The sequence below is a fragment of the Variovorax sp. YR752 genome (assembly GCF_943372545.1).
Genome location: NZ_CALRZC010000091.1, coordinates 18,903 through 29,012, shown reverse-complemented (window position 1 = coordinate 29,012; position 10,110 = coordinate 18,903). Strand labels below are relative to the sequence as shown.

Sequence of the window (10,110 nt, the reverse complement as noted above, 5' to 3'; positions counted from 1 at the left end):
GCAGGCGGCTCACTCGAATCGGTAGGTCGCCGCGCCGGGCATGCCGACCTTCAGTGTGGCCTCGATGCCTTCGAGCACGACCGCGTTCATGCCGAAGGTCAGCGCGCCGTCCAGCCGCGCATCGGCGCGGTAGCTGGCCAGCACGTCGCCGACCGCATGGCCGGTCTGCGCCGTCACCGGGTCGACGTCGGGAATGGTGCAGCGGCTGCAAGGCTTGACCAGCTTGATGCGCACCGGCCCTTCGACGGCCTGGAAGACGATCTCGTCGAGATGGTCCTCACCATGCGCGTCGAGCCCGTCGAGCACGAGGTTGGGCCGGAAGCGCTGCATCGTCACCGGCTCGTGCCCGGCCTTCGCCAGGCGCTGGTTCAACTCGTCCAGCCCCGTTGTCGAGGCAACCAGCAGCGGGAAGGCATCGGCGAAGGCCGTCTCGGCCTCGATCGGCCCGGTCCAGGCCCGGTCGGCGAGGCGGCGCTGCTCGGGGTCGAAGCGCGCCAGGCGCACCTTGCGCCCGAGGAAGTCGCTGAACCACTGCGCGGCCAGGTCGCCCATGTCATAAGCCTTGACGGTGTCATTCCACACCGTCACCTGCACCGGCGCCTCGACGGTGTCCAGTGCCACGTGCAGCGCCAGCATGCCCGGTGCGCGCAGCACCATGTCGAGCTGCTTGAGCGTCGGCTGGATCAGCGCCATGCGCGGCAGTTCGCGCTGCGTGACCAGCACGCCGCGTTCGTCGACCACCATCCAGGCGCGGTCGAACTCCAGCCCGGTCTCGATGACCAGCGCCTCGCGCACCGCGACGCCGCCGCAGGACTTGATCGGATGCACGTTGAGTGCGGCGATGCGCACGGTGACGTCGCCCATCGACGTGTTCGCAGGAGTGCTCACTTGAACAGCCCTTTCAGAAGCTTGTCCTTCAATTGTTGCTTGGGGCTGGGTGCCGACGCACCGGGCTTGGCCGGCTCCAGGCCGAGCTTGCCTCTGAGCTTGTCTTCCAGCTTGTTCTGCAGCGCGCCGGCGGCCACTGCCGACCACTTGATGTTCCAGTCGATCGCCTCGAACGGGCCGGTCAGGCGCACCGGCACGGTCAGGCCGTTCAGCGCCGCGAGATCGGCGCCGCCCTGGCCGGTGGCGCTGCTGGTCACGGTGGCGCGCGCGGTGTAGTCGATGCGGCCACGGCCGATGTCGATCGCGCCGTCGCCGCCCAGGCGGATGAACGGGCTCTTCATGTCGAGGTCGTTGCTGCGTGCCACGCCGTCGGCGATCTGGAAGCTCGCGCTGAGCTCTGAGAAGTCGGTCTTCTCGGTCTGGCGCGCCTTCTCGGTCGCGTCGCTGCGCAGCGACAGCGCCGCCTTGGCCTGGCGCAGGCTCTTGGCCAGGTTGATGCCCTTGATCGCGCCGTCGCGCACGTTCAGCGCCGCCGTGCCGCGCAGGCGCGAGCGCAGTTCGCCGACGCTGCGGCCGGTGGTGTCGACGTCGACATTGACGCGGCCGGTGCCTTCGAGGATGTCCTTGGCCGCCACGTCCTTCAGCAGCGCGTTGACGTTGACGCCGCTGGCCACTGCCTTCACGGCGATGCGGTTGGCGCGGGCGTCCGCCAGCGCGTTGGCGTCGAGCGTGCCGCCCCAGGCCCTGGCCTGCAGCACCGGCACCTTGAGCATGCCGTTGTCGAGCTGCGCCTCGACACGTGCGTCGGCCAGGCGGTACTGGCGGAAGGCCAGTGCGCCGGCGCGCAGCGTGACGTTGGCGTTCAGCGTGCGCAGGCCGGACAGGTCCACCGGTGCATCGGCCGGCGCCGGCGTGCCCGCGCCCGGCGCCGTGCCGCTGGAGGCGCCCTCGGGCAGCAAGGTGTTGAGGTCCAGGCTGTCGAAGCGCGCATTGGCCTTCACGAACAGCGGGGTCGCCGACAGGTTGGCATTGCCGTCGATGGCGAAGCTGTTGGCGTTGAGCTGACCCGACACCGCCCACTGCGCCGCCTGCGGCGAGGCGCTGGCCTGGCCCTTGAGCGACAACGCGAGCGGCTTCAGCTCCTTGTCGGAGACGGTCGCTTTCAGGTCCAGCGCCGTCAGGCTCAGCGCCGACTTGGCCGGCTGCAGGCCGAGGTTGGCGCGCAGCGTGCCGTCGATCTTGCGCGCCGCGCCGCTGCTGCCGATCTTCGCCTCGAAGCCGGGCAGGGCGACGGCGTCGAAGCTGCCGGTGGGCGCACCGCTGCGGAAGCTGGCGGCGACGGGCAGTTCGCCGCCGAGCGAGAACTTGCCTTCCAGCGCGCTGCCCTTGAGCTTGTCTCCCGCCACATCGAGCTGCGGCCAGTCGAGGTCGAGCGTCAGCGGGTCCTTGCCGCGGCTGCCCTTCAGGCGCAGCTGGAGCTGCTCGACGTGCAGCGCCTGCGTCGTCGGGTCGAAGGCGAAGGCCGCCACCGACAGCGTGCTGCCGCTGAGCTGCAGCGTGCCCGCGCGGGCGCTGAGTTGCACGTCGAGCTTCTTCGCGTCGATCGCGCCCTTCGTCCCGTCCAGGGCGAGCGCGCCGCGCACGCTCGCATCGACGCCGCTGGCGCCGGGCAGGTCGCCCTTCCAGGCCAGGTTCATGTCGGCCAGTGCGAACGAGCCGGTGGAAAGGATCGGCGTCAGCGTGGTCTTGCCCGACAACGCGCCTTTCGCCGCAGGCTGGCGGAAGTCGACCCGCGCCGCCAGCTCGACCGGCGAGGCCACGCCGTCGGCGATGCGGCCGGTGACCAGGCGCTCGAGCACCAGTTCGCCGTCGAGCTTCGCCTGCTCGTCCTTCACGCGGGCGCGCAGGTCGGTCAGCGTGATGCGGTCGATGTCGAGGTCGATGGCCTTGCTGCCGGCGGGCGCTGGTGCCGACGGGTCGCTCGACTTCTCGGTCGACGCGGCAGGGCCGGCCAGATCGTCGGTGTTGCGCTTGCCCTTCGCATCGCGCAGCAACTGCACGCGCACGCCGCTGGCCTCGACGCGGCCCACCACCACGCGGCCACCCAGCAAGGGCAGCAGGTCGACCGACAGCGCGGCCTGGTCGATCGCCGCGAAGTTCTCGGCACGGCCGGCCTCGCTCAGGCTGACCTGGCTGACCTTGACGGCGATGCGCGGGAACACCGACAGCGAGATCGGCCCATCGATCGCCAGCGTGCGGTTGCGGTTGGCCTTCATCCAGTCGACCGCCATGCCCTTGTAGCGGTTGGGGTCGAAGCTGGCGATCAGCCAGGCGCCGGCTGCGACGGCCAGCAGGATCAGCACCCCGAGGGTGATGGCGATGCGTCGGATCCAGACGGACATGAGGCGTGGGACTGAGCGCGGAGGGCGGATTGTGCACTCCGACGCCACGGCATCGTCACGACGTGCTGCCTACAATGAAAGACGATGAAACACATGGACGTGCTGGTGCGTGGCGCGGGCATCGTCGGGCAGAGCCTGGCGCTGTCGCTGGCGCGGCTCGGGCTGCAGGTCGGCCTGCGCGCCGATGCACCGCGCACCGATGCGCCTGTTGATGTGCGCGCCTATGCGCTCAACACCGCCTCGGTGAGCCTACTCAAGGGCCTGAAGGTGTGGGACTCGCTGCCCGCCAATGCGGCCACGCCGGTCTACGACATGCACGTGCAAGGCGACGCCCACGGCGCGGCGATCGACTTCTCCGCCTGGGAACAGCGCCGCGGTGAACTGGCCTGGATCGTCGACGCGCCGGTGCTCGAGCGCGAACTCGCCGCTGCGCTGCGCTTCTCGCCGCACGTGCATGTGCTGAGCGAAGAGCAGGCCGAGCGCGCCAAGCCGGCGCTGACGGCGCTGTGCGAAGGCAAGGCCTCGGCATCGCGCGCTGCTCTCGGCGTGCAGTTCGAGCGGCGCGACTACGGCCACAGCGCGATCGCCGCGCGGCTGGTCGCCTCCAGTCCGCACCAGGGCACGGCGCGGCAGTGGTTCCGCTCGCCCGACGTGCTGGCGCTGCTGCCCTTCGATTCACCCGCGCCGGAACGCTCCTGCGCGCTGGTCTGGTCGCTGCCGAACGAGCGCGCGCAGGAATTGCTGGCGCTGTCCGACAGCGACTTCTCCGCCGCGCTGATGGCCGCCACGCGCGGCGAGGCCGGTGAACTGCAACTGGCCTCGCCGCGCGCCTCGTGGCCGCTGGCGATCGCCGAAGCGAGCGCCTGGTGCGGCCCCGGCTGGGTGCTGCTCGGCGACGCGGCGCACCTGGTGCATCCGCTGGCCGGCCAGGGCCTGAACCTCGGCCTGGCCGACGTGGCCGCGTTGACCCAGGTCATCGCCGCGCGCGAGCCCTGGCGCCCGATCGGCGACGAGCGCCTGCTGCGCCGCTACGTGCGCGAGCGCCGTGCGCCGACCTGGGCCATGGAGCAGGTCACCGACGGCCTGTTGCGACTCTTCGCACAGCCGGCGCCGGCGGCGCGGGAACTTCGCAACCGCGGGCTGAGTCTGGTCAACCGCATCACCCCACTCAAGCGATGGCTGACCGCCCGCGCGCTCGACTCCTGAAGGCTCCTGACATGCATCGCTTCGCCGTACTCGCCCTTGCCGCCGCCCTGAGCGCACCGGCGTTCGCCCAGGAAGCCGCCATTCGCAAGAACCTCTCCGAGCGGCTGCCCGACTTCCCGAAGATCGACGAAGTCAACAAGTCGCCGATCCCCGGCCTGTACGAGGTGCGCGTCGGCACCGAGATCTTCTACACCGACGAGCAGGGCAACCACATCATCGACGGCAGCGTGATCGACACCCGCACGCGCTCCAACCTCACCCAGGCGCGCATCGACAAGCTGACGCAGATCGACTTCGCCAAGCTGCCGCTGAAGGACGCGATCGTCTGGAAGTCCGGCACCGGCGAACGAAAGATGGCGGTGTTCGCCGACCCCAACTGCGGCTACTGCAAGCGCTTCGAGCGCGACCTCAACGAGGTGAAGAACGTCACCGTCTACACCTTCCTGTACCCCATCCTCGGCGCCGACTCGATCGAGAAGTCGAAGAACATCTGGTGCGCGAAGGACAAGACCGCCGCCTGGCGCGACTGGATGCTCGAAGGCGCGGCACCGGCCAAGGTGATGGGGCAGTGCGACGTTGCCGCGCTCCAGCGCAACAGCGATTTCGGCCGCAAGTACCGCATCAACGGCACGCCGGCCATCCTGTTCGAGGACGGCAAGCGCGCCCCCGGGGCGATGAACACCGCTCAGATCGAGCAGCAACTCGTGGTCAGCCGCGCCGCCAAGAACGCGGCGCAGTGAAGCGCGGGCCGCGGGCCTGCCAGCACTCGGGCAGCGGCGACAATGCGCGGCGTCGTCGACCGGAGCCCTGCGTGAACGCCTCTTCTGCTCTTGCCACGCTTCCTGCGCCCACCCCGGCTGCGCTGCGCCTCGGCCACGCCGGGTTGCTGCCCTTCGTGCTCGGTGCCGCGCTGACCTGGCTGGTGCGGCCCGATGCCCACCCCTACGTGACCGCCGCGCTGTCCGCCTACGCGGCGGTGATCGTGTCCTTCCTCGGCGGCATCCACTGGGGCTTCGCGATGCGCCAGAGCAGCCCGGCCAGCTCGCTGCCGCTGTGGGGCGTGGTGCCTTCGCTGGTCGCCTGGGTGGCGGTGCTGATGCCAGCCTATGCCGGGCTCGTCGTGCACGGCGCCATGCTGGTGGTCTGCTACCTAGTCGACCGGCGCGTCTACCCTGCGCAGGGCGCGGCCGCCTGGCTGACGCTGCGCTTCCGCCTCACCGCGGTGGCCTCGCTGAGCTGCTTCATCGGCGCGGCCGGCAGCTGAACCCTCTTTCTCTCCGTCCATGATCACCTACCGCATCGACGTCGAGGACGTCCACGCCCACCTGTTCCGGATCACGCTGCGTGTGCCGCAACCCGCAGCGCGCCAGCGCCTGAGCCTGCCGGTGTGGATTCCCGGCAGCTACCTGGTGCGCGAGTTCGCCCGGCATCTGTCGGACCTGCGCGCCGAGCAGGGCGGCAAGCCGGTGCCGCTGACGCAGCTCGACAAGGCGAGCTGGCAGGCCGAGTGCAGCGGCCGCGCCGAGCTGGTGCTCAGCATGCGCGTCTATGCCTTCGACACCTCGGTGCGCGCCGCCTTCCTCGACGCGCAGCGTGGTTTCTTCAACGGCACCGGCCTGTGCCTGCGCGTCGAAGGCCGCGAGGCCGAGCCGCAGCGGCTGCAGATCGGCACGCTGCCGCGCGGCTGGCAGGTGGCCACCGCGATGCACGCCGTCAAGGTCGATGCCAACGGCCGCGGTGTCTACCAGGCGGCCGACTACGACGAGCTGGTCGACCACCCGGTCGAGCTGGGGCGCTTCTGGCGCGGCCAGTTCGAGGCGGCCGGCGTGCCGCACGAATTCGTGGTCGCCGGCGCGCTGCCCGACTTCGACGGCGAGCGTCTGCTCGCCGACACGCGCCGCATCTGCGAGGCGCAGATCGCCTTCTGGCACGGCACCGGCAGGCAGGGCAGGAGCAAGGGCGCCAAGGCGCCGTTCGATCGCTACGTCTTCCTGCTCAACACCTGCGAAGACGGCCACGGCGGCCTGGAGCACCGCGCCAGCACGGCGCTGCTGTCGGCGCGGCGCAACCTGCCGCAGCGCGGGCGCAGCGAGACGAACGATCAATACGTCGAGCTGCTCGGCCTGATCAGCCACGAGTACTTCCACACCTGGAACGTCAAGCGGCTGCGCCCGGCCGAGTTCGCCCGCTACGACTACACGCAGGAGAACTACACGCAGCTGCTGTGGTTCTTCGAGGGATTCACGTCCTACTACGACGACCTGTTCCTGCGCCGCACTGGCCTGATCGACACGCCGCGCTACCTGAAGCTGCTCTCGCGCACAGTGACCGGCGTGGCGGCGACGCCGGGCCGCCAGGTGCAGAGCGTCGCGCAGGCCAGCTTCGACGCCTGGGTCAAGTACTACCGCAGCGACGAGAACACGCCGAACGCGACGATCAGCTACTACGCCAAGGGCTCGCTGCTGGCGCTGGCGCTGGACCTGACGCTGCGCCGCGACGGCAGCTCGCTGGACGAGGTGATGCGCCGGCTGTGGACGGCCAGCGCCGGCGGGCCGATCGCCGAGGCCGACATCGCCGCCGCGCTGCAGCACTGCGGCGGCCGCTCGTATGCAAAGGAACTGGCGGACTGGGTGCATGGCACCGGCGAGCTGCCGCTCAGGGGGCTGCTCTACGGCAGCGGCGTCGAGTGGCAGACGCAGCCGCCGACGCTGGCACAGCGCGTCGGCCTGCGCATCGCCGAGAGTGCGCTGACCGGCGTGAAGGCCACCCACGTGCTGCGCGGCGGTGCAGCGGAAGCGGCTGGCCTGTCGGCGGGTGACGAGATCCTCGCCGTGGCCGGCTGGCGCGTGCGCCGGCTCGAGGACGCCCTGCGCCTGGTGGTGCCCGGCGAGCCGGCCGACTGGCTGGTGGCGCGCGACCAGCGCCTGCTGACCCTGCGGCTGCTGCTTCCCGCCGACACCGGCGCCGCGGCGCCGGTGCAGCTCGCGGCCGACGCCAGGCCGGGCAAGTCGGCGCAGGCCCTGCGTGAGGCATGGCTGGGCCGCTGAGCCGCATCGGCCGGACCAGTTCGACGCGACGACGAATCGCCTTCGCCGCGCTGGCGGCCGGCGTGCTGGGTGTGCATGGCTGGCTGGCCGAGGAACTGAGCGAGCACATCGACGCCTTCCAGGCCGCGAGTGCCATGCCGCCGCGCATCGAGGTGGTCTACCTGCGCGAGCTGGAGCTGGCGCCGCCACCGGCCACCGCGCCGGCGCCGCCGGTGGTCGCGCCGGTGCCGAAGCGCCGCGTTCGCGCGCCGCAGCCGGCGGCTTCGGCGCCCGAGACGGTCGTGGTGCAGGTGGCGCCCGATCCACCGCCCGCTGCGCTGCCCGAGCCGCCGCCGGTGGCCGAACTGCCCGCGCCAGTGTCGCCGGAGCCCGTGGCGTCAGCGCCTGAGATGGCCGTGGCCGCCGCCTCTGCGCCGGCGCCGTCCGCCTCGGCAGCCGCGCCCTTCGAGTGGCCTGCCTCCACGCGGCTGAGCTACAAGCTCGTGGGCAATGTGCGCGGGGAAGTGCATGGCGACGCGCAGGTCGAATGGATCCGCCAGGGCAGCCGCTACCAGGTGCACCTGGACATCACCGTCGGGATGCCGATCGCACCGTTGATCACCCGGCGCATGAGCAGCGACGGCGAGCTGACCGAGCAGGGCCTGGCGCCGCGCCGCTACGACGAGGACACCAAGCTCATGTTCCGCGACCCGCGCCGCCTGACCATGCTGTTCGAGCCGGGCGCGATCGTGATGCCGAACGGCCGGCGCCGCGCGCGCGTGGGCGGCGTGCAGGACACCGCCAGCCAGTTCGTGCAGCTGAGCTGGCTGTTCTCGACCCAGCCCGAGCTGCTGCGCACCGGCAACACCGTCGACTTCGCGCTGGCATTGCCGAGGAGCGTCGACCGCTGGGTCTACGACGTGCTGGCGCAGGAGCCGGTGTTCACGGCCTTCGGCGCGGTCGAGGCCTTCCACCTGAAGCCGCGGCGCATCTCGCGCCCGGGCGGCGAACTGGTCGCCGAGGTGTGGTTCGCGCCGCAGCTGCGCTACCTGCCGGCGCGCATCCGCATCGAGCAGGACCCCGAGACCTTCATCGACCTGGTGCTCTCGCGCAAGCCGGAAATTGCCGGGGAATGACAGCCCCTCGTCCGACGAGTACGTCGGTCGATCCCCCGAGGGGATACGGGCCGGCTTGGGAGCGGCCCGGCGCTCGGCCCGCGCCGTATAGTTTCGCGACACAGGAGACCCCATGACCTACGAAACCATCCTCGTCGACACCCGCGGCAGCGGCGAGCGCCGCACCGGCCTGATCACGCTGAACCGCCCCAAGCAGCTCAATGCCCTGAACGACACGCTGATGAACGAGCTCGGCGCGGCGCTGCAGGCCTTCGATGCCGACGAGGCCATCGGCTGCATCGTGATCACCGGCAGCGAGAAGGCCTTCGCCGCCGGCGCCGACATCGGTGCGATGGCCACCTGGTCCTACATGGACGTCTACAAGACCGACTACATCACGCGCAACTGGGAGACCATCCGCTCGGTGCGCAAGCCGGTGGTCGCCGCGGTGGCCGGCTTTGCGCTCGGCGGCGGCTGCGAGCTGGCGATGATGTGCGACTTCATCATCGCCGCCGACACGGCCAAGTTCGGCCAGCCCGAGATCAAGCTCGGCATCATCCCCGGCGCCGGCGGCACGCAGCGCCTGCCGCGCGCCATCTCCAAGGCCAAGGCGATGGACATGGTGCTGACCAGCCGCATGATGGACGCCGCCGAGGCCGAGCGCGCCGGCCTCGTCTCGCGCGTGGTGCCGGCCGCCGAGCTGATGGACGTGGCACTGGCCGCGGCGCAGACCATCTGCGAATTCAGCGGGCCGAGCATCATGATGGCCAAGGAGTGCGTCAACCGGGCCTACGAGGGCACGCTGTCCGACGGCGTGATGTTCGAGCGGCGCCTGTTCCACTCCCTCTTCGCCACCGAGGACCAGAAGGAAGGCATGTCGGCCTTCGTCGAGAAGCGCAAGCCGGCGTTCAAGCAGCGCTAGGCGCCGCCGGGCCCGGCACCATCTGTGCGCGGCACCAGCACCTGGCCGGTGACGCGCAGGTGCAGCAGCCGTCCGTCGAGGCGATAGTCGCCGCTCGCGGCCCGGGCCAGGCGGAACAGCACAGCCGAGGCCCGGAGTGCCGTGCAGCCGGGGACCAGCACGCCGAACTGCGTGGGCTCCCAGCGAACCACCTGGTCGCAAGCGCGCACCTGGGCGCACAGCCGCTCGGCGCATTCGGCCAGCAGCGCACCCTGAAGCTCCCCCGCGGGCGGGCCGTCGACCTGCACCTCCAGCCGCAGCGCCGACAGTGCATCGCTGACGCGCCGCGACCGCGAGGCGTGGCGCTCGAACAGGCGGACGAACTGTTCAGCGGAATCGAGCTCGACGATGCTGTGCGATGCCGGCACGGCGCCGACGGGCGGATCGCACGGCGGACCGGAAAGCTCGGTGGCAGGCAGAACCATGGTGTACGGCATGCTGAGGACACGGGCTGGAAGTGACTGAAGCGGGCGGGGTCTCGCGCTCGCCGATGCGACGGCTTCCGCATCGGA

9 protein-coding genes are annotated in these 10,110 nt (G+C 70.9%); 6 read left to right on the top strand and 3 right to left on the bottom strand.

Annotated features, from left to right (window positions below):
- Positions 1–9: 9 nt before the first annotated feature.
- Together AAG801_RS20980 and AAG801_RS20975 are read right to left on the bottom strand one after the other, a co-directional pair.
- Positions 10–864 (bottom strand): MOSC N-terminal beta barrel domain-containing protein, encoded by an 855-nt coding sequence (locus AAG801_RS20980; protein ID WP_341890110.1) that lies wholly within the window; start codon positions 862–864, stop codon positions 10–12.
- Between the two features lie 20 nt (positions 865–884).
- Complete coding sequence (locus AAG801_RS20975) at positions 885–3,290, bottom strand: AsmA family protein (protein WP_341890108.1); 2,406 nt, start codon at positions 3,288–3,290, stop codon at positions 885–887.
- Positions 3,291–3,374: 84 nt separating this feature from the next.
- Between AAG801_RS20975 and AAG801_RS20970 the strand changes: the two genes are divergently transcribed.
- The 6 genes from AAG801_RS20970 (at position 3,375) to AAG801_RS20945 (ending at position 9,559) form a co-directional block, all read left to right on the top strand.
- A complete protein-coding gene (locus AAG801_RS20970) occupies positions 3,375–4,496 on the top strand; it encodes an FAD-dependent monooxygenase (protein ID WP_341890107.1) in 1,122 nt (373 codons plus the stop codon).
- A gap of 11 nt (positions 4,497–4,507) precedes the next feature.
- The gene (locus tag AAG801_RS20965; RefSeq protein ID WP_341890106.1) at positions 4,508–5,236 is read left to right on the top strand and encodes a DsbC family protein; all 729 of its coding nucleotides are present in this window, start codon (positions 4,508–4,510) and stop codon (positions 5,234–5,236) included.
- Between the two features lie 71 nt (positions 5,237–5,307).
- Positions 5,308–5,760 (top strand): DUF3429 domain-containing protein, encoded by a 453-nt coding sequence (locus tag AAG801_RS20960; protein ID WP_341890105.1) that lies wholly within the window; start codon positions 5,308–5,310, stop codon positions 5,758–5,760.
- Between the two features lie 19 nt (positions 5,761–5,779).
- Positions 5,780–7,543 (top strand): PDZ domain-containing protein, encoded by a 1,764-nt coding sequence (locus AAG801_RS20955; RefSeq protein WP_341890104.1) that lies wholly within the window; start codon positions 5,780–5,782, stop codon positions 7,541–7,543.
- Positions 7,528–8,658 (top strand): DUF3108 domain-containing protein, encoded by a 1,131-nt coding sequence (locus AAG801_RS20950; RefSeq protein ID WP_341890103.1) that lies wholly within the window; start codon positions 7,528–7,530, stop codon positions 8,656–8,658. Before AAG801_RS20955 ends, AAG801_RS20950 begins: the two co-directional genes overlap by 16 nt.
- Before the next feature lie 112 nt (positions 8,659–8,770).
- Positions 8,771–9,559, top strand: a complete 789-nt coding sequence (locus tag AAG801_RS20945; RefSeq protein WP_341890102.1) for an enoyl-CoA hydratase — start codon at positions 8,771–8,773, stop codon at positions 9,557–9,559.
- Here AAG801_RS20945 and AAG801_RS20940 read toward each other — a convergent pair.
- The gene (locus tag AAG801_RS20940) at positions 9,556–10,035 is read right to left on the bottom strand and encodes a hypothetical protein (RefSeq protein ID WP_341890101.1); all 480 of its coding nucleotides are present in this window, start codon (positions 10,033–10,035) and stop codon (positions 9,556–9,558) included. The genes AAG801_RS20945 and AAG801_RS20940 overlap by 4 nt on opposite strands.
- Positions 10,036–10,110: the final 75 nt, after the last annotated feature.

What these genes read in the sequence shown, in the direction of transcription:
- AAG801_RS20975 (WP_341890108.1), bottom strand. Translation starts at nt 3,290, where the DNA reads ATGTCCGTCTGGATCCGACGCATCGCCATCACCCTCGGGGTGCTGATC.
- AAG801_RS20970 (WP_341890107.1), top strand. Translation starts at nt 3,375, where the DNA reads ATGAAACACATGGACGTGCTGGTGCGTGGCGCGGGCATCGTCGGGCAG.
- AAG801_RS20980 (WP_341890110.1), bottom strand. Translation starts at nt 864, where the DNA reads ATGGGCGACGTCACCGTGCGCATCGCCGCACTCAACGTGCATCCGATC.
- AAG801_RS20950 (WP_341890103.1), top strand. Translation starts at nt 7,528, where the DNA reads ATGGCTGGGCCGCTGAGCCGCATCGGCCGGACCAGTTCGACGCGACGA.
- AAG801_RS20965 (WP_341890106.1), top strand. Translation starts at nt 4,508, where the DNA reads ATGCATCGCTTCGCCGTACTCGCCCTTGCCGCCGCCCTGAGCGCACCG.
- AAG801_RS20945 (WP_341890102.1), top strand. Translation starts at nt 8,771, where the DNA reads ATGACCTACGAAACCATCCTCGTCGACACCCGCGGCAGCGGCGAGCGC.
- AAG801_RS20940 (WP_341890101.1), bottom strand. Translation starts at nt 10,035, where the DNA reads ATGCCGTACACCATGGTTCTGCCTGCCACCGAGCTTTCCGGTCCGCCG.
- AAG801_RS20955 (WP_341890104.1), top strand. Translation starts at nt 5,780, where the DNA reads ATGATCACCTACCGCATCGACGTCGAGGACGTCCACGCCCACCTGTTC.